The sequence below is a fragment of the Cellulosimicrobium sp. MI9406 genome (assembly GCF_040595865.1).
Taxonomy (GTDB): Bacteria; Actinomycetota; Actinomycetes; order Actinomycetales; family Cellulomonadaceae; genus Cellulosimicrobium; species Cellulosimicrobium funkei.
Genome location: NZ_JALIZI010000002.1, coordinates 385565 through 404665 on the forward strand (window position 1 = coordinate 385565; position 19101 = coordinate 404665).

The window sequence follows — 19101 nt, forward strand, 5'->3', positions numbered from 1 at the left end:
GCCTGCTCCGGCGCGACGCTGACGAGGGCCCCGACCGCACGCCGGTCGGGGCCCTCGCTCGTCCCTCCCTCCCGGCCGCGGATGCGTCCCGCGGACCGTGCCGAGTCCGCCGCAGACCCGTAGCGTGTCCCCATGGACATCGTCGTGGCGGGCTCGCACGGGCTCATCGGCACCGAGCTGCTCGAACGTCTGCGCGCGGACGGTCATCACGTGCGCCGCCTCGTGCGCCGCGCACCGCAGACCTCGGACGAGCACGAGTGGGACCCCGACTCCGGCCGGCTGGACCCGGGCGTGCTCGCGGGGGCGGACGCCGTCGTCAACCTCGCCGGAGCGGGCATCGGCGACCACCGCTGGACGACGGCGTACAAGCGGACGCTCGTCACGTCCCGCACGCGCACCACCGGGTTGCTCGCCCGCACGATCGCCGGCCTCGACTCGCCGCCGCCGGTCTGGCTCCAGGGCTCCGCCATCGGGTACTACGGCGACCGGGGCTCCCAGGTGCTCACGGAGACGTCCGCGTCGGGAGACGGCTTCCTCGCGCGGCTGGTCCGCGAGTGGGAGGCCGCGACCGCTCCCGCGGAGCAGGCGGGGGTCCGCGTCGTGCACGCCCGCACCGGCATCGTCCTCTCCCCCGACGGCGGCGCGCTCGGCCGGCTGCTGCCCCTCCTGCGGCTCGGCGTGGGCGGGCGCCTCGGCCCGGGGACGCAGTACTGGAGCTGGATCACGCTGCGCGACGAGGTCGCCGCGCTGCAGCACCTCCTCACCGCCCCCGTGCACGGCCCCGTCAACCTGTCCGCCCCGCACCCGGCGACCAACGCCGAGATCACCCGGGCGCTCGCGCGGGCGCTGCACCGTCCTGCCGTGCTCGCGGTGCCGTCGTTCGCCCTGCACGTCGCGCTCGGCGAGCTCGCGTCCGACATCCTCGGCTCCCAGCGCGCCCTGCCCACCGTCCTCGAGGCGAGCGGGTTCACGTGGTCCGACCCCGTCCTGGAGGACGCCGCGCGCGAGGTCGTCGAGAGCCGCTGACCGGCGGTCCTCACAGCCGGGCAGCGGACGGAACCCGGCGCGCTCGACGACGGCTCGTCCTGCGGCGCGGGCGAGGTCACCGCGCCTCGGCGACGCGCCACCCCGCGTCGGTCCACCGCAGCACCAGGACGACCGTGGTCCGCGGCGTGGCGGGCACCGCCACCTCGCCCGCGGCCGTGCGCTGGTGGTGGGCCGCCACCGCGTAGTCCACGGCCACCGTCGCAGCCTCGGCCCCGTGGCCCTCGACGGCATCCGGCGGCCGGGGCTCGGCGTGCCGGGCGTCGAAGACCTCGGCCCGTGCCCCGACCACGTCGACGCCGTCGAGCGCGGCGAGGAGCTCGGCGTCGCGGGCCTCCGCGGCCGAACCGGCGACCACCACCGCGGACAGGTCCCCCGCACCGTCCGCGAGCAGCTCCAGCCGCCGCGCCGTGAGGGTGCGCGCCGCACCGAGCGGGTCGGCCCGGTCGAGCGTGGGGTCGGTCTCCGGATCCGCGGCCGACGCCGTGCGGGTGGTCGCGGGACCGTCGTCGCGCACGGGCGAGGGCCACGGCGAGCCGAGCGCGAGCGCGACGACCACCGCGACGACGAGCCCCGCGCACGTGAAGAGGGCCGTCATCGTGCGGCCGGGCCACCGGAGGCGCCGCCGGTCCGGCCGGCGGGCGTGCGCACCGGCCGTCGTCCCGCGCGCAAGGCCGGACGTTCGCGCCGACCGCCCTGGGACCCCGCGCGGTCTACGCACCCCACGGCGGCCGGGCGCCGCGGCCACGTCGTCGCGGGCCGCTCGCCGCCCCGGCACCGCTGGGCGGGTAGCCCGCTGACCCGCCAGGGCGCCGGCGACGAGGCGCGCGGGGTCCGGCATGACGATCGGCTGCGGCTCGACGGCGTCGTAGCAGCGCGCGGCGAACGTCCCGACGGCGGGACGGGCGGCCGGCTCGTCGCGGAGCGCGACGGCGAGCTCCGCGTGCAGCGCAGCGAGGGCCCGCGCCTCGTCGGGGTCGGGCGGCGCCGCGTGCGCGGGGTGGCTCGACGCGGGCGGAGGGACGAGACCGAGGACCGTGCGAGCGAGGTCGCGGACGTCGTCGGCGCTCGACGCCGTCGTGGGCGCCAGCGGCGGGCGCAGCACCGTCCGACCGTCCGGGGCGACGACGACCGACGTAGCGTCCAGGGCGCCGTGGCTGCGGCCCTCGCGGTGGAGCGCCGTCAGCGCCTGGGCGACCGGGACGAGGACCGTCACCGCCTCCCCCGCGCGGAGCGGCTCGCGCGCGGCGGCGAGCTCGTCGAGGCGCAGGCCGCCGACGTGGTCGACGAGGACGGCGAGCGACGAGCCGTCCCCCGCCACGACGCCGCGCACCGCCGCGAGGTGGTCGTGCTCCCCGCCGAGCCCGCGGAGGTGCTCGACGAGCGCGGCCCGCGCCCCCGGGTCCGCGGGCGCCGCGAGCAGCGCGACCTCGCACACCGTCCCGGCGGCGTCGCGGGCGACCACCCCGCCGACCGCGCCCGGCTCCCGGCGCAGCGACCACCCCGCCGCCGCGAGCGCCGGCCCGAGGTCGGCGACGGACGGCCCGGGCGGGCGCGGGCGGCGGGACGACGACGGCATGCCCCCATCCCACCGCACGACGCGCCCGCGCGAGCCGTCGTCCACAGGACGAATCTGGTCCGGTTCAGGGCCTACCGAACAGCACGCCGTCACACGTCGAGCAGGCGACCCTCCCGCGCGCTGCGGCGCGCGGCGTCGAGCACCTCGGCCGTGCGGACGGCGTCGCGCGGGTCGACCGGCACGGGGCCGTCGTCGAGCAGCCACGCGGCGACCGCGCGGTAGAAGTCCGCGTGCCCGCCGGGAGCCTGCGGCACGGGCTCGCGCTCGCGACCGCGCGTGACCCAGCCGAGGGTGCCTGCGGGCGCGGCGTCGTCGAGAACCTCGAAAGGCGACGCGTCGTTCTCGAACGTCGTGACGACGTACGCCCCGCCCGTGCCGAGCACACGCGTGCGCGGGCCGGGCGCACCGACGACGGACCCCGCCCAGAGGCGGCTCACGACGGCGTTCCCGTCGGCGTCCGGGGCGTGGTGGAGCACGAGGAACACGTCGTCCTCGGTGGGGGTCGTGTGCGAGCGGAGCTCGGCCCACACGCCGGTGACGGGACCGAAGAGCTGGGTGGCGGAGTCGACGAGGTGCGGCCCGAGGTCGAGGAGCAGGCCGCCCCCGACGAGGTCGTTCTCCTTCCAGCGCTGCTGCGGCACGGGACGCCAGCGCTCCCAGCGGCGCTCGAACGTGTGGACCCGGCCGAGGTCGCCACGGTCGAGCACGGACCGCAGCGTGAGCTGCTCCGGGTCCCACCGGCGGTTCTGGAAGACGGTGAGCGGGGTCCCCGCCTCCTCCGCGGCGTCGACGACGGCGCGCGACGCCGTGGCGCCCAGGGCGAGCGGCTTGTCCACCACGACGGGGACGCCCGCGCGCACGAGCGCGGTCGCGTGGTCCGCGTGGAGCGCGGACGGGCTGGCCACGACGACGACGTCGTAGGCCGCCCGGTCGGCGAGGAGGGCCTCGACGTCGTCGTGCAGGTGCACGCCGGGCCAGTCCTCGGTGGCGGCGGCGCGGCGCTCCGGCGAGCGCACGACGACGGCCGTGACGGAGTGCCCGGCCTCGCGCACGAGACGGGCGTGGATGCCGCGGCCGGCCCCTCCGTACCCGACGATCCCGACCCTGAGCGTGCGTGCGGCGGTGTCCATGCCGACCAATCTAGCGGCATCGCGGCCGGGCGCCGGGGGCGCACGGGGCACGTCGGGCGCGGGCCGGAGCACTCCGGGCGACCTGGCAGAATGTGCGCGTTGGTCCGATATGGAGCGCTGCGTACCGTCTCGCGGGGGTCGGGCCGAGATTCGGTTTCGGGAAGGTCGTCCCTTGAGCACCACGAGCCGCCAGGTCCCTCGTCGGAGCGTCCTGCGCTACGTCCTCATCGCCCTGGCGATCGCGATCGTCGTCGCGAACGTCATCAACCAGCGGTCCGTCGCGGCGGACACCGACCCGGAGCCGGTCGCCGGGAGCGCGCTCGAGGCCCTCGCGGGCCTCGAGGTCAAGGGCCCCGGGCCGGACACCGGCTACGAGCGCGCGCTGTTCGGCCCGGCGTGGGCCGACGTCGACGGCAACGGGTGCGACACCCGCAACGACATCCTCGCGCGCGACCTCACGGACCTGACCTTCTCGACGCGCGGCGACGTCTGCGAGGTCCGCACCGGGACCTTCGACGACCCGTACACGGGCGAGACGATCGACTTCCGCCGCGGCAACGCGACGAGCGCGGCGGTCCAGATCGACCACGTCGTGCCGCTGCTCGACGCGTGGCGCAAGGGCGCTCGCGCCTGGGACGACGAGACGCGGCGGCAGTTCGCGAACGACCCCCTCAACCTGCTCGCGTCCGACGGCCCGGCGAACCAGTCGAAGGGCGCGCGCGACGCGTCGGCGTGGCTGCCCCCGAACCACGCGTTCCGGTGTCCGTACGTCGCCCGGCAGATCGCCGTGAAGGCGGCCTACGAGCTCTCGGTCACGCCGTCGGAGTCGGAGGCGATGGCGCGCGTGCTGGCGGACTGCCCCGCCGAGCCGCTCCCGGCGGGCTGAGCCGGCTCCCCCGGTCCGCGGTCCAGACGCCCGAGGGCGCTCGGCCACCAGGCGCGACGGCCGACGTCGTGCACGAGAGCAGGCACGAGGAGCGACCGCACCACGAGGGTGTCGACGAGGACGCCGAACGCGACGATGAACGCGAGCTGGGCGAGGAAGAGCAGCGGGATGATCCCGAGCGCGGCGAACGTGGCCGCGAGCACGACGCCCGCGGACGTGATGACCGACCCCGTGACCGCGAGGCCGCGCAGCACGCCGCGCCGTGTGCCGACGCGCAGGCTCTCCTCGCGCACCCGCGTCATGAGGAAGATCGAGTAGTCCACGCCCAGCGCGACGAGGAAGCAGAACGCGTAGAGCGGGACGGCCGGGTCCGCGCCGGGGAAGTCGAGCACGTGGTTGAAGACGATCGCGGCGACGCCGAGGGCGGCCCCGAACGACAGCACGTTCGCGAGCATGAGCAGCACGGGCGCAAGCACGGACCGCAGCAGCAGGATGAGGATCAGCAGGATCACGACCAGCACGACGGGCACGATGACCCGCAGGTCGCGCTGCCCCGCGAGCTGGGTGTCCAGGCGCTCGGCCGCGGCACCGCCGACGACGGCCTCGGGCGAGACCTCGTGCACGGCGTCGCGCAGCACCGAGACCGTCTCCACGGCCTCCTGGCTGTCGGACGGCGCCTCGGTCGTGACGTCGACACGCACCTGCCCGTCGACGACGAGCGGGTCACCCTGCGCAGGCGCCCCGGGGGCGACGGCGGGCTGGTCGGTGACGGGCGTCGCCGCGGCGACGCCGTCCGTGCCCTCGGCCGCCGTGACGACGGCGTCGAGGTCCGCCTCGGGCGCGATGACGGTCGCCGGCTGCGCGGACACGCCCTCGAAGTGCGCGGTGAGCGCCTCCTCGCCCGCGACGGAGTCGACGTCCGCGAGGAACACCTCCGAGTCGCCGGTCCCCTCGGCGTCGAGCGTGGGCACGAACGCCGCGCACGCGGCCAGGACGAGCGCCGTGACGATCCACACGCGCCGGTCGTGGCGGCCGACGAAGCTCGCGACGCGCGACCACACGCCGTGCCCGTCGATGCTCACGCTGTTCTCGCCCTCGGGCGACGCCTGGGCGACGGCGGCCTCGTGGGCCGCGTGGTCGGCGTCGTACCGCGGCATGCGCGGCCAGAACAGCGCGCGGGACCGCTGCCCCGCGACGAGCAGGAGCGCCGGCAGGAGCGTGAGCGCGGCGACGAACGCCGCGGCGATGCCGATCGCCGCGACGGGGCCGAGGCTGCGGTTGGACGACAGGTCGGACAGGAGCAGGCAGAGCAGACCCGCGATGACGGTGCCGGCGCTCGCCGCGATCGGCTCGACCGAGGCCCGCACGGCACGGCGCAGCGCCGTCGCCGTCGACCGGACGAGGTGCAGCTCCTCGCGGTAGCGGGCCACCACGAGCAACGAGTAGTCGACCGCGGCCCCGACGACGAGGATCGAGAGGATGCCCTGGGACTGCCCGTTGAGCGTCAGGACGTCCGCCGCCGCGAGCTCGTAGACGACGAGACCGGCGAGCGTCAGCGCGAGCACGGCCGTGAGGATGACGATGAACGGCAGGATCGGCGAGCGGTAGACGACCGCGAGGATGACGAGCACCGCCCCGAGCGCGACGAGCAGCAGCACGGTGTCGATCCCGCCGAAGGCCGTGACGAGGTCGGCGACGAACCCGGCGGGGCCGGTGACCCACACGTCGAGCGACGTGCCGGCGAGGCCGCCGTCGGCCGCGTCCGCGGCGGCGAGGTCACGCAGCGCGCCGACGGCGAGCTCGCTCACGCTGCTCTCGTCCGCCCCGATGCGGTCCGACGCGACGGACGCGTCGAGCGAGACGACGACGAGCGCGGCCTCCCCGTCCTCGGACGGCACGAGGACCGGGTCGGCGATCGAGACGTCGCCCACGGTCGCGGGCTCGTCGCCCGAGGTCCCCTCGAGCGGTGCGGCGGGGACGGCTTGCGCGTAGGCGTCGAGCGCCGTGAGGTCGTCGGGAGTGAGCGCGCTCCCATCGCCAGTCGTCGCGACGACGAGCGCGGGCAGCGTCTCGGAGTCGGTGAACTCCTGCGCGACCTCGGCGGCGCGCGTCGACTCGGCACTCGCGGGCAGGAACGCCGCGGCGTCGTTGGTCTGCACGCTGCTCAGACGACCCTGCGCCTGACCACCCAGTGCGCCGATGGCCATCCAGAGACCGATGACTGCGACAATGATCAGTCCGCGGAGGAACCCGCCCGTCCGATTGCTCAGCATGCTGAGGAATGGTGCCATGGTGGAGGGAGGAATGCACGTTGGAGCTTGCACCGAGGGACCGCACCGGGCCGCACGTCGACCCGGACGTCGGCGACCCCGCCCCCAGCGATCCCCAGGAGTGGGCCACCGGCAGGCTCCTCTTCGCCGTCGCGCGCCGGATCGAACGGGAGTGGAACGCCCACCTCGGGCAGTGGGACCTCAACCACGCCGGCTTCCCCGTGCTCATGCACCTGCTGTCCGGGCCTCGGTCCCAGCGCGTCCTCGCGGACGAGTCGGGCGTCACCGAGCAGACCATGAGCCGGATCGTGGCGCGGCTCGAGCGGGCCGGCTACGTGACGCGCACCGACGACCCGGCCGACCGCCGCCGTCGGGCCGTGGCCATCACCGACGCCGGCCGCGTGGCCGGGCTCGCCGCGGCGCGCCGCCGCCCCGCGGAGGACCTCGCGACCCGCGGCCTCGACGACGACCAGATCGCCGCCCTGCGCGCGGCGCTCCTCACGCTCCTCGAGACCCTCCCCCGCACACCGGGCGACGAGCGTTAGCCTGGCCCGATGGACCTGCTCGCGCTGCCGGGGATCACGGACTACCACGAGGCCTGGGACCTGCAGCGCGCGGTGCACGACGACGTCGTCGCGGGCACGCGGCCGGACACCCTCGTCCTCGTCGAGCACCCCGACGTCTACACGGCCGGGCGCCGCACGAACCGCTCCGACCGGCCCGACGACGGCACGCCCGTCGTGGACGTCGACCGCGGCGGGAAGATCACCTGGCACGGTCCCGGCCAGCAGGTCGTCTACCCGATCGTCCGGCTCGCCGAGCCCGTGGACGTCGTCGCGTACGTCCGGGCGCTCGAGGAGGCCGTCATGGCGGTCTGCACCCGCCTCGGGCTCGCGACGATGCGCGTCGAGGGCCGCAGCGGGGTCTGGGTCGCGGCCGACGCGTCCCGCCGCGAGCGCAAGGTCTGCGCGATCGGCGTGCGGGTCGCGCGCGGCGTGACGATGCACGGGCTCGCGCTGAACTGCGTGCCCGACCTGTCGCGGTTCGAGCGGATCGTCCCGTGCGGCATCGAGGACGCGGACGTGACGTCGCTCACGGCCGAGCTCGGCCGCGAGGTCACGCTCGCCGAGGTCGCACCGCTCCTCGTCGACGCGCTCGGGACGGCACTCGGCCCGCTGCTCGCGGCCGGCGCTCCGGACGCCCCGCCGGCCGCGCTCGCGGGATAGGCTGGAGGCTCCAGGGAATCCTCGCGCGCCGGAGTACGGGTGGGTCGGCGCGCGGTAGGACGTACCCCGAGGACCTGGACCGCATGACCACCACCCCCGCGCGCGCGACGTCGCGCCCCCGTACCCCCGCACCTCCCCCGCCCGGCGGCGCTCCCGTCCGCACGGGCTACGCCCGGCTCCCCCAGCTCGCGGGCCGCGCGTTCCTCCCCGTCGCGTTCCTCGCGCGCCTGCCGTTCTCCATGCTGACCATCGGGACGTTGCTGCTCGTGTCGTCGACGACGTCGTCGGTCGCGCTCGGCGGCCTCGCCTCCGCCGCGACGGCGCTCGGGACGGCGCTCGGCGGCCCGACCCAGGGCGCGCTCGCCGACCGCGTCGGTCAGCGCCGGGTCCTGCTCGTGTGCGTGCCGGTCGCGACGGTCGCCGTGCTGGCGCTCGTCCTCTCGGCGTCCGCGCCGGGCGCCACTGCCGCGGTGCTGCTCGCCGCGGCGGCGACCGGCGCGAGCGCTCCCCAGGTCGGTCCGCTGGCCCGCGTGCGCTGGCTGCGTCTCGCGGCCGACGAGCCCCGCACCGTCGAGGCGGCGATGAGCTACGAGAGCACGGCCGACGAGGTGAGCTTCGTCCTGGGGCCCGCCCTCGTGGGCGTCCTCGCGTCCGCGGGCTCGCCCCAGGTCGCGGTGCTCGCCGCGGCCGGTGGCATCGCCGTGTTCGGCGCCGCGTTCGCGCTCCACCCCACGGCGCGCGCGACCACGCCGCACGGCCCCGGCCCGCACGCCGCGACGGCCGGTGCGGCGGACGGCGGGACGGCCGCGCTCGTGCGTCGCGAGGCGGTCGTCCTCGTCGGGATGCTCGCCATGGGGCTCCTGTTCGGCGGGACCCAGGCCGCGCTCACCGCGCTCACCCGCGACGCGGGCGTGCCCGGCAGCGCGGGGCTCGTGTACGCCGTCATGGGCGTCGGCTCCGCGATCACCGCGCTCTCCGTGGTCGCCCTCCCCCGCCGCTGGGGGCTGCGCAGCCGCTGGATCACGTTCGCGGCCGGGCTCCTGGTCGGCACCGCCGGTCTGGTGCTGGCGGCCGCGGGCGGCTCGCTGACCGCCGTCGTCGTCGCCGTCGCGGCGACCGGCCTGTTCGTCGGCCCTGTCATGGTCACCGTGTTCACCGTCGCGGGCGAGCGCGCGCCTGCCGGGCGGACCGCGTCGGCCATGACGCTCGTGGCCAGCGCGAACGTCGTCGGCGTCGCGATCGGTGCGTCCGGGGGCGGTGCGCTCGCCGACACCGTCTCGACGACGAGCGCCTTCGCGCTGCCGGTCGTCGCGGCGGCCCTGCTCGTGGTGACCGGGGTGTCGCTGACGTCACGTCCACAGGGTGAGCGACGCGCGGGAGACGACGAGCGTGAGCGCGTAGTCTGACCGGAGTCCGGCGTCGTACCAGGGCGCGCACCCGAACGGTGCGCCGCCCGCCCGTTTGCTCGGCGCGACGTCGGCGCTCACTCGCCACGACGACCGGGAGACACCCGTGACGATCGCACCTGAAGGACGGCGCATGCTGCGGGTCGAGGCCCGCAACGCCGCGACGCCGATCGAGAAGAAGCCCGAGTGGATCAAGACCCGCGCGACCATGGGCCCGGAGTACTCCGAGCTCAAGGGGCTCGTGAAGCGCGAGGGTCTGCACACGGTCTGCGAGGAGGCGGGCTGTCCCAACATCTTCGAGTGCTGGGAGGACCGCGAGGCGACCTTCCTCATCGGCGGTGACCAGTGCACGCGCCGGTGCGACTTCTGCCAGATCGACACGGGCAAGCCGGCCGACTTCGACGCGGACGAGCCGCGCCGCGTCGCGGAGTCCGTCCAGGCGATGGGCCTGCGCTACTCGACCATCACGGGCGTCGCGCGCGACGACCTGCCCGACGGCGGTGCCTGGCTCTACGCGGAGACCGTCCGCCAGATCCACGCGCTCAACCCCGGCACCGGCGTCGAGCTGCTCATCCCGGACTTCAACGCGATCCCCGAGCTGCTCGACGAGGTGAACGACTCGCGGCCGGAGGTGCTCGCGCACAACCTCGAGACGGTCCCGCGCATCTTCAAGCAGATCCGTCCCGGCTTCCGGTACGAGCGCTCGCTCTCCGTGCTCACGCGGGCGCGCGAGGCGGGGCTCGTCACCAAGTCGAACATCATCCTCGGCATGGGCGAGACGATCGACGAGGCGAAGGAGGCGCTGCAGGACCTGCACGACGCCGGCTGCGACCTCGTGACGATCACGCAGTACCTGCGCCCGTCGCTGCGGCACCACCCGGTGGACCGCTGGGTCAAGCCGGAGGAGTTCGTCGAGCTGTCGGACGCCGCGGAGGAGATCGGCTTCCTCGGCGTCATGTCCGGCCCGCTCGTGCGGTCGTCGTACCGCGCCGGGCGGCTCTGGGGCCAGGCCATGACGCGCCGCGGCATGGAGATCCCCGCCGCGCTCGCGCACCTCGCCGAGCCGACGACGTCCCGCCAGGAGGCCGCGAGCCTGCTGGCCCGCGCACCCCACTAGACTGACCGGCATGGCCCGCAAGAACTCGGACAGCACCGGCGCGCCCGCCGCCGGCGAGCAGGTCGCGAAGCAGAAGAAGCCCAAGAAGCAGCGCTGGTACCACCAGGTGTGGGCCGCCTACCAGATGACCCGCAAGCAGGACCCGGCGGTCACGTGGGTCATGCTCGGCGTGTTCGTCGGCATCCTCGCCGTCGCGCTGGGCATCGGCCTGTGGTGGGGCCAGTGGGTCTACACGCTCATCGTCGGCATCCCGTTCGCGGCGCTGGGCGCGATGTTCGTCCTCACGCGCCGCGCCGAGCGCGCCGCCTACCAGCAGATCGAGGGTCAGCCCGGCGCCGCGCGCGCCGCGCTCGGCACGATCCGCCGCGGGTGGACGTTCGACGAGGAGCCCGTCGCGATCGACCCCCGCACCCAGGACCTCGTGTTCCGCGGCGTCGGGCGCGCGGGTGTGGTGCTCGTGAGCGAGGGCCCGCCGCACCGCGCCAAGCGTCTGCTCGACGCCGAGCGCAAGCGCGTCGCGCGCGTGCTGCCGAACGTGCCGGTCACCACGATCCAGGTCGGCGACGGCGAGGACCAGGTGGCGCTGCCCAAGCTCCCCCGCGCCGTCCAGAAGCTCAAGCCGACCCTCACGAAGCCCGAGACGGCGGAGGTCTCCAAGCGCCTGCGCGCGCTCGGCGTCTCGCGCCTGCCGATCCCCAAGGGGATCGACCCGACCCGGGCCCGCCCGGACCGCAAGGGCCTCAAGGGGCGCTGACGCACCCCCTGCACCACGACCGACGCCCGGTCGGCGAGGATCTTCCCTCTGCCGGCCGGGCGTCGTCGTGCGTGGGGTAGGGATCCGGCCGCCCCGCCCGCCCGGGGTCAGGAGCGGACGAGGACCGTGCCCGCGGCCCGGTCGTGCAGTCCGCGACCGTCGGCGTCCCACACGACCGCCGGGATGACGAGGCAGAGCAGGACCGTGCGCAGCACGCCGCGACCGAGACCCACCATGCGGGCCGGCTCGGCGAGTCGCCGGACCCGGATCCCCATGACACGGTGGCCGACGGTGAACCCGAGCGTGCTCACGAGCAGCACGTTCTCGATCGCGAAGACCAGCGGCTGCGACCAGACCGGCAGCGCCGAGATGCCCTCGAAGAACCCCGGGGCGGCGGGCCGGAAGAAGAGGAACGCGACCAGGGTCGCGAGGACCCAGTCGATGACCAGCGCGACGACGCGCCGACCGAGCGTCGCGAGGGAGCCGGAGCCGTCCGGCGGGAGTCCGAGCCGCGCACCGCGACCGCTGTTCTGGCCGCCCGGGGCGCCCTCGAGCCACGAACCCATGTCCTCGCGTGAAACCACGGGACCAGCGTACGTGCCACGCGGTGGACGGGACCGCCCGCCGGCGGCCGGACGGCGGTATCGTGCCGAACGGCACACCGACCCCACGTCGGCTGCCGCGCGCCCTCGTGTCGCGCGATCGTCACACGGGGACGCGGGACGTAACACGACCGAAACAAGGGGTACACCGCAGGGAAACCGCCCCGGCCTAGGTTCGTGGGCGCCACGTCAGCGGCTCGTCCGCCGCGCAGCCCGACGGCACCACCCGATCAAGGAGCAACGGATGTTCAACAACGCGGAGGAGGCAATCGCCTTCACGCGGAACGAAGGCGTCGAGTTCGTCGACGTCCGGTTCTGCGACCTGCCCGGCATCATGCAGCACTTCAACATCCCCGTCTCGCAGTTCGACGAGTCGGCGTTCGAGGACGGCCTGATGTTCGACGGGTCGTCGATCCGCGGCTTCCAGGCGATCCACGAGTCGGACATGAAGCTCGTGCCGGACGTCAAGACCGCGTTCGTGGACCCGTACCGCAAGCGCAAGACGCTCGTCGTGAACTTCTCCATCGTCGACCCGTTCACGGGCGAGCCGTACTCCCGCGACCCCCGCAACATCGCGGCCAAGGCCGAGGCGTACCTGCGCTCCACCGGCATCGCCGACACGGCGTTCTTCGCGCCCGAGGCCGAGTTCTACCTCTTCGACGAGGCGCGCTTCGCGACGAACCAGCACTCGAGCTTCTACTACCTCGACTCCGTCGAGGCGGCGTGGAACACGGGCCGCGAGGAGGAGGGCGGCAACCTCGCGTACAAGACGCGCTACAAGGGCGGCTACTTCCCCGTCTCCCCGTCCGACCGCTTCGCGGACCTGCGCGACGAGATGTGCGCGACGCTGGAGAAGGTCGGCCTCGAGGTCGAGCGCGCGCACCACGAGGTGGGCACCGCCGGCCAGCAGGAGATCAACTACCGCTTCAACACGCTGCTGCACGCGGCCGACGACCTGATGAAGTTCAAGTACGTCATCCGCAACGAGGCGTTCGAGGCCGGCAAGTCGGTCACGTTCATGCCGAAGCCGATCTTCGGCGACAACGGCTCGGGCATGCACTCCCACCAGTCCCTGTGGAAGGACGGCAAGCCGCTGTTCTTCGACGAGAAGGGCTACGGCGGTCTCTCCGACCTCGCGCGCTGGTACATCGGCGGCCTGCTCAAGCACGCGCCGTCGCTGCTCGCGTTCACCAACCCGTCGGTGAACTCCTACCACCGCCTGGTCCCGGGCTACGAGGCCCCGGTCAACCTGGTCTACTCGGCCCGCAACCGCTCCGCGTGCATCCGCATCCCGGTGACCGGCTCGTCCGCCGCCGCGAAGCGCGTCGAGTTCCGCGTGCCGGACCCGTCGGCCAACCCGTACCTCGCGTTCGCCGCGCAGCTCCTCGCCGGCATCGACGGCATCAAGAACCGCATCGAGCCGCCGGAGCCGATCGACAAGGACCTGTACGAGCTGCCGCCCGAGGAGCACGCGCAGATCCAGCAGGTCCCCGGCTCGCTCGCCGAGGCGCTGGACAACCTCGAGGCCGACCACGAGTTCCTCACGCAGGGCGACGTGTTCACGCCGGACCTCATCCAGACGTGGATCGACTACAAGCGCACCCACGAGATCGACCCGATCCGCCTGCGCCCGCACCCGCACGAGTTCGAGCTCTACTACGACATCTGATCGGAGGGCCTCACGGCCCTGCCCAGGATGACAGCGAACGGCGTCCGTCCCGCACCTCTCCGGTGCAGGCCGGGCGCCGTTCCGCGTGGTGCGACGAGCATGCCCTTGTCGCCGGAGCACCCCTCGCGCTAGGTTTGCGAGCGGCGGTAACGATGCCGCCCGCAACAGAAGGGGGATTCATGAGCACTCGCTTCCGGCGCGCCCTCACCACCGTCGTCTCCGTCCTCACCTCGGCGGTCCTCGCCGTGTCCGTCACGGCCCCGGCGGGCGCGGGCACGGGCCTCTCCCCCGCGAGCACCGACGAGGCCGCGAGCGCCGCCGCGTGCGCCGCGACGTGGTCGCCGACGACCGCGTACTCGGGCGGGAAGACGGCGTCGCACCACGGGCGGAACTGGACGGCGCGGTGGTGGACCCAGCGCGAGACGCCGGGGTCGACGAGCGTCTGGGTGGACGCGGGCCGGTGCACGGGCGGCGGGGACGACTTCGTGGTGAGCCGCGCGGAGTTCGACGCGATCTTCCCGAAGCGGCACCCGTTCTACACGTACGACGGGTTCGTCGACGCGCTCGGTGCGTACCCGGCGTTCGCCAGCACGGGGACGCCGGAGACCCGGACGCGCGAGGCCGCGGCGTTCCTCACGCACGCGGACTTCGAGTCGGTCGGGCTCCGGTACGTGAAGGAGATCAACGAGGCGAACTACTGGATCAAGTGTGACTACTCCCAGCCGTTCGGCTGCCCGGCGGGCCAGACGGCCTACTACGGGCGCGGGCCGATCATGTTCAGCTGGAACTTCAACTACAAGGCTGCCGGCGACGCCCTGGGCCTCGACCTGCTCAACGACCCGTGGCTCGTCGAGGAGGACCCGTCCGTCGCGTGGCAGACCGCGCTCTGGTACTGGAACACCCAGAACGGACCCGGCGTGATGACGTCGCACCAGGCGATGGTGTCCGGCGCGGGCTTCGGCCAGACGATCAACTCGCTCAACGGCGCGCTCGAGTGCGGCGGCGGCAACCCGGCGTCGGTGCAGTCCCGCGTGGACCGCTACGTGCGGATCACCGAGGTGCTGGGCGTCGCCCCGGGCTCGGGACTGACCTGCTGAGCGGTCCGGACCGCGGCGTGGGCGGCCGGTCGGCCGCAGCACGTCCGGCGGCGTGAGCGGCGGGTGCGGTGCACGCAGGGGGCGCACCGCACCCGCCGGTCAGCCGCCGAGCCCGCCGGTCAGCCGCCGAGCCCGCCGGTCAGCCGCCGACCCCGGCGGCCACCGGCGCCTCCTCGGTCCCGGATGCCGAGCCGGCGTCGGGCGCAGTCTCCGGGTCATCCTCAGGCCGCACGACGTGGGAGGACGGCAGCCCCGTGCCGGGGCGGAACCCGGCGTAGTGCTCGGCCGCGGCGCGGGCGCACTCGTCCTGGTAGACGTGCCCGCCACCGAGGTACACGGCGATCTCCTCGCGCTTGCCCGGCACGTTGCCGCCGACGAACCAGGCGCCCGCCTTCCTGCCCTCCTCGTACATGACGGTCGCGCGGGCCGCGCGGTCCGTCTCGGCGCGCCACCACTCCTCCGCCTCGGGCGTGGCCTCGAGCCGGTCGACGCCGTGCTCTCGCGCGTACGCGAGCGCGCGCTGGAGCCACTGCGCGCCGCGCTGGACGGGCACCGTGAGGTTGGACAGCGGCGTCTGCGGCCCGAGGGACATGAAGAAATTCGGGAAGCCGTGGACGGAGATGCCGAGGTAGGTGCGCAGACCGTCGCGCTCCCAGCGCTCGCGCAGGGTGACGCCGTCCCGCCCGACGACGTCGAACGCCGTGAGCGCCCCGGTCATGGCGTCGAAGCCGGTGGCGAGCACGAGCACGTCGAGCTCGTGCTCGACCTCCCCCACGACGACTCCGCGCGGTGTCACGCGCGTGATCGGCGTGGTCAGCACGTCGACGAGCTCGACGTTCTCGCGGTTGTACGCCGCGTAGTAGCCGTGGCCCGTCGGGGGTCGCTTGCCCATGAAGCGGTACGTCGTCGGGGTGAGCAGGCGGGCCGTCCGTGGGTCCTCGACGACCTCGCGGATCTTGCCGCGCAGGAACTCGGACGCGAGCTCGCTCGCCTCGGGGCTGGACACGAGGTCCGTGAAGCACTCGTTGGCGAACCGGAAGCCGCCCGCCTCCCAGCGGGACTCGAAGACGCGGCGGCGCTCCTCGGCGTCGACCTCGAGCGCGGACCGCGTGGGGATCTCCATGGGGACACCGAAGGGGTGGCGCGTGGCGCGCTCGAAGACGTCGTCGTAGCGGGCGCGCAGGGCGGCGAGCTCGTCGGCCGTCACGGCGGGGCTCGTCGTCTCCAGCACGTAGTTGGGGGTGCGCTGGAAGACGGTGACGTGCTCCGCCACGGCCGCGAGCTCCGGCAGCATCTGGATCCCCGAGGCACCGACCCCGAGCAGGCCCACGCGCTTGCCCGCCAGGTCGACGCCCTCGTGCGGCCAGCGGGCCGAGTGGTGGACCGGCCCCGCGAACGTGTCGAGCCCCGGCAGGTCCGGGTACAGGGGCCGGGAGAGCAGGCCGGTCGCGGAGACGACGTACGTCGCCTGCAGCCGGGAGCCGTCCGCGAGGGTGAGGGTCCAGAGGTTCGTCGCGTCGGAGTGCTCGGCCCGCTCGACGGCGACGCCGAGCCGGATGTCGCGGCGCAGGTCGAGCCGGTCGGCGACGAACTCGAGGTAGGCGCGGATCTCCTCACCGCGCGGGTAGCGCTCGGACCAGTCCCACTCGTCGCGCACCTCGCGCGAGAACGAGTACGCGTACGCGAGGTACTCGGAGTCGGTCCGCACGCCCGGGTAGCGGTTGGCCCACCAGGTGCCGCCGATCCCGTCGGCGGCGTCGACGACGAGCACGGACAGACCGATCTCGCGCAGATGGTGCAGCATCGCCAGGCCCGAGTAGCCCGCCCCGATGACGACCGCGTCGTAGGACGTGCCGTTCGTGGTCTCCGCCATGGACGACTCCCCCGTGTCAGGTACGTCGGCACGGGCCCGGTGCCCGCGCGACGCGGTATACCGTGCCACGACCTGCGACGTCGTGCCACGGTGACCGCAGGACGGTCACGGGCTCGCGGCTCAGAACGGCCAGACGAGCGGCACGTAGAGGACCGCTGCCGCGAGGAAGACGAGGGCGAGCGGCAGGCCGAGGCGCCAGTAGTCGCCGAACCGGTACCCGCCGGGCTGCAGGACCATGAGGTTGACGGGGGTGGCGATCGGGGTGAGGAACGCGGCCGCGCCCACGACCGTGAGCGCCATCATGAACGGCAGCACGCTCACGTCGAGCGTCTGCGCGAACGACACCGCGACGGGAGCCATGACGAGCACCGTCGCGACGTTCGAGATGAACTGCCCGAGCACGAGCGTGAGCACGCACACCACGAGCAGCGCGAGGCGCGGCGACCCGTCGCCCGTGAGCCGGAGCACGAGCCCGGCGATCGCCTCCGCCGCCCCGGACGAGACGAACGCCGCGGACAGCGGGATGAGCGCCGCGATGAGCACGACGGTGTCCCACGAGATCGCACGGAACGCCTGCGGCACGGTGACCACCCCGCCGACCACCAGGGCGCCCGCGGCGAGCAGACCGGCGATGACGGGCGGCACGACGCCGGTCGCGAGCAGCACGATGGTCACGACGAGCACGGCGAGGCAGCGGCGCCAGCCGCGGCTCAGCGGGACGCCGCGCTGCAGGCTGCGCGCCGAGTCGACCGCGAGCACGTCGGGCGACTGCGTGTACCGGTGGAGCGCGTCCCACGGGCCGCGCACGAGCACGGCGTCGCCCGGCTGGAGGGTCAGCGTCCCGGAGGCCCGCTCGGCGTCGGACGCCGACGCGTGCGCCTCGCCCCGCCGGAGGGCGACCACGACGAGCCCTTCGTCGCGCGTCGTCATGCCCGGGCTGACGGTGCGCCCGACGAGGGTCGATCGGGGTGCGATGACCACCTCCACGACCCCGGTGCCGCCGGTGAACAGGCGGCCCGTGTCGAGGTCGGGCGTGTAGCTCTCGCGCCACGAGCGCACGCGCTCGCGCGGGTCGGTCGCGGTGTCGGCGAGGTGCTCGGGGACGCGCTCGGGCAGCAGCCGGTCGCCGAGGGTCACGACGAGCACCGCGGTGGCGAGGACGAGCGGGACGCCGACGAGCGCGAACTCGAAGTAGCCGAACTCGCGACCGCCGGCCTCGGCCGCCGCCTCGGAGACGATGATGTTCACGGGCGTGCCCGTGAGGGTGAGCAGCGACCCCGCGCCGGCGGCGAACGCGAGCGGGACGAGCATGCGCGACGGCACGATCCCGGCGCGCGCCGCCGCGACCACCGCGACGGGGAGCAGCGCCGCGACGGCGCCGTTGATGCTGATGACCGCGGCGAGCAGCGCGGCGACGCCCACCATGAGCGTGAGCAGGCCCGCGCGCCCGAGCGACGCGCGCCGCTCGAGCCACTGCCCGATCCACGCCGTGACGCCGGTCGAGTCCAGCGCGTCGCTGAGCACGAAGAGCGACGCGATGAAGAGCACGATCGGGTCGCTGAATCCGCCCAGCGCCTCGTCGAGCGGGAGCACGCCCGTCGCCCACAGCGCGACGGGCACGAAGAGCGCGACGACGACGAGCGGCAGGCGGTTCGTCATGAAGCCCACGACGGCGAGGGCCAGGATCGCGAACGTGGCGACCAGCGGGTCGATCATGGGCCCCCCCTCTCGGACGTCAGGATGCCACACGGTCCGGACGGCGAGCCGTGCGGAATAGTGACGCCGCGGACGCGTTGTCGATGACCATGACGACTCTCGGGATCATCGGCGCAGGCAACATCGGTTCCCAGGTGGCGCGGGCCGCCGTCGGGCAGGGGTACGACGTGGTCATCGCGAACTCGCGCGACCCCCGCACGCTCGACGACCTCGTCGCCGAGCTCGGTCCGCGGGCGCGCGCGGCGACCGCGGAGGAGGCGGCGCGGGCCGCCGACGTCGCCGTCGTGGCGGTGCCGTTCCACGCGTACCGCGACGTCCCGGTCGAGCCGCTCGCGGGGAAGATCGTGCTCGACACGAACAACTACTACTGGGAGCGCGACGGCCACGTCGACGCGCTCGACCGCGGCGAGGCGACGTCGTCGGGCCTGCTCCAGGAGCATCTGCGGGCGTCGAAGGTGGCGAAGGCGTTCAACCACATCCAGGCGCCGCACATCACGACCGACGGCACGCCCGCCGGGACGCCGGGGCGCCGCGCGCTGGCGACGTCGAGCGACTTCCCCGAGGCCGCCGCGTGGGTCGAGCGGTTCTACGACGAGCTCGGCTTCGACACCGTCGACACGAGCCCGCTCGCGGAGTCGTGGCGCGTCGAGCGCGACCGCCCCGCGTACGTCGCGCGGCAGGACGCCGACGAGCTGCGGGCCAACCTCGCGCGCGCCCCGCGCACGATCTGAC

15 protein-coding genes and 1 pseudogene are annotated in these 19101 nt (G+C 74.5%); 10 read left to right on the forward strand and 6 right to left on the reverse strand.

The features are described from left to right. The first annotated feature begins 132 nt into the window (after positions 1-132). Positions 133-1026 carry a TIGR01777 family oxidoreductase gene (locus MT994_RS04785; RefSeq protein WP_009864240.1) on the forward strand — a complete coding sequence of 298 codons (894 nt, stop codon included), beginning with the start codon at positions 133-135 and terminating at the stop codon, positions 1024-1026. Positions 1027-1102: 76 nt separating this feature from the next. Here the strand turns inward: MT994_RS04785 and MT994_RS04790 are convergent, their stop codons facing one another. Both MT994_RS04790 and MT994_RS04795 read right to left on the reverse strand, forming a co-directional pair. Continuing rightward, positions 1103-2623, reverse strand: a complete 1521-nt coding sequence (locus MT994_RS04790) for a hypothetical protein (protein ID WP_354805339.1) — start codon at positions 2621-2623, stop codon at positions 1103-1105. Positions 2624-2712: 89 nt separating this feature from the next. Further along, complete coding sequence (locus MT994_RS04795; RefSeq protein WP_354805341.1) at positions 2713-3753, reverse strand: Gfo/Idh/MocA family oxidoreductase; 1041 nt, start codon at positions 3751-3753, stop codon at positions 2713-2715. Positions 3754-3925: 172 nt separating this feature from the next. On the opposite strand from MT994_RS04795, the gene MT994_RS04800 reads away from it, so the two are divergent. Then, a complete protein-coding gene (locus tag MT994_RS04800) occupies positions 3926-4639 on the forward strand; it encodes an HNH endonuclease family protein (RefSeq protein WP_034654648.1) in 714 nt (237 codons plus the stop codon). On the opposite strand, the gene MT994_RS04805 is transcribed toward MT994_RS04800, so the two are convergent. Then, positions 4552-6846 (reverse strand): MMPL family transporter, encoded by a 2295-nt coding sequence (locus tag MT994_RS04805; protein ID WP_354805342.1) that lies wholly within the window; start codon positions 6844-6846, stop codon positions 4552-4554. The two genes, MT994_RS04800 and MT994_RS04805, sit on opposite strands and share 88 nt — an antisense overlap. 104 nt (positions 6847-6950) lie before the next feature. On the opposite strand from MT994_RS04805, the gene MT994_RS04810 reads away from it, so the two are divergent. The 5 genes from MT994_RS04810 (at position 6951) to MT994_RS04830 (ending at position 11412) form a co-directional block, all read left to right on the forward strand. Beyond that, positions 6951-7454: a MarR family winged helix-turn-helix transcriptional regulator gene (locus MT994_RS04810; protein WP_354805344.1), complete on the forward strand. Its 504-nt coding sequence runs from the start codon at positions 6951-6953 to the stop codon at positions 7452-7454. A 9-nt stretch (positions 7455-7463) separates the two neighbouring features. Continuing rightward, positions 7464-8135, forward strand: a complete 672-nt coding sequence (gene lipB, locus MT994_RS04815; RefSeq protein WP_076405445.1) for a lipoyl(octanoyl) transferase LipB — start codon at positions 7464-7466, stop codon at positions 8133-8135. 83 nt (positions 8136-8218) lie between these two features. Next, positions 8219-9541 (forward strand): MFS transporter, encoded by a 1323-nt coding sequence (locus tag MT994_RS04820; RefSeq protein ID WP_354805345.1) that lies wholly within the window; start codon positions 8219-8221, stop codon positions 9539-9541. A gap of 106 nt (positions 9542-9647) precedes the next feature. Beyond that, positions 9648-10658, forward strand: coding sequence for a lipoyl synthase (lipA, locus tag MT994_RS04825; RefSeq protein WP_031315287.1), 1011 nt, complete (start codon positions 9648-9650; stop codon positions 10656-10658). Between the two features lie 10 nt (positions 10659-10668). Further along, on the forward strand, positions 10669-11412 hold the full coding sequence (locus MT994_RS04830; protein WP_021480396.1) for a DUF4191 domain-containing protein: 744 nt from the start codon (positions 10669-10671) through the stop codon (positions 11410-11412). A gap of 107 nt (positions 11413-11519) precedes the next feature. Here MT994_RS04830 and MT994_RS04835 read toward each other — a convergent pair whose 3' ends face one another. Further along, on the reverse strand, positions 11520-11996 hold the full coding sequence (locus tag MT994_RS04835) for an RDD family protein (RefSeq protein ID WP_354805348.1): 477 nt from the start codon (positions 11994-11996) through the stop codon (positions 11520-11522). A gap of 262 nt (positions 11997-12258) precedes the next feature. Here MT994_RS04835 and glnA point away from each other — a divergent pair, with 262 nt between their 5' ends. Together glnA and MT994_RS04845 are read left to right on the forward strand one after the other, a co-directional pair. Next, a complete protein-coding gene (gene glnA, locus MT994_RS04840) occupies positions 12259-13683 on the forward strand; it encodes a type I glutamate--ammonia ligase (protein WP_076405451.1) in 1425 nt (474 codons plus the stop codon). A 179-nt stretch (positions 13684-13862) separates the two neighbouring features. Beyond that, the gene (locus tag MT994_RS04845; protein WP_354805350.1) at positions 13863-14780 is read left to right on the forward strand and encodes a glycoside hydrolase family 19 protein; all 918 of its coding nucleotides are present in this window, start codon (positions 13863-13865) and stop codon (positions 14778-14780) included. A 139-nt stretch (positions 14781-14919) separates the two neighbouring features. Here the strand turns inward: MT994_RS04845 and MT994_RS04850 are convergent, their stop codons facing one another. Together MT994_RS04850 and MT994_RS04855 are read right to left on the reverse strand one after the other, a co-directional pair. Continuing rightward, positions 14920-16653 (reverse strand): NAD(P)/FAD-dependent oxidoreductase, encoded by a 1734-nt coding sequence (locus MT994_RS04850; RefSeq protein ID WP_061268586.1) that lies wholly within the window; start codon positions 16651-16653, stop codon positions 14920-14922. Between the two features lie 120 nt (positions 16654-16773). After that, the gene (locus tag MT994_RS04855) at positions 16774-18369 is read right to left on the reverse strand and encodes an SLC13 family permease (protein WP_228485379.1); all 1596 of its coding nucleotides are present in this window, start codon (positions 18367-18369) and stop codon (positions 16774-16776) included. A gap of 44 nt (positions 18370-18413) precedes the next feature. Between MT994_RS04855 and MT994_RS04860 the strand changes: the two are divergent. Then, positions 18414-19100 (forward strand): annotated as a pseudogene (locus MT994_RS04860) (NAD(P)-binding domain-containing protein); the annotation flags it as partial. Between the last annotated feature and the right edge of the window lies 1 nt (position 19101).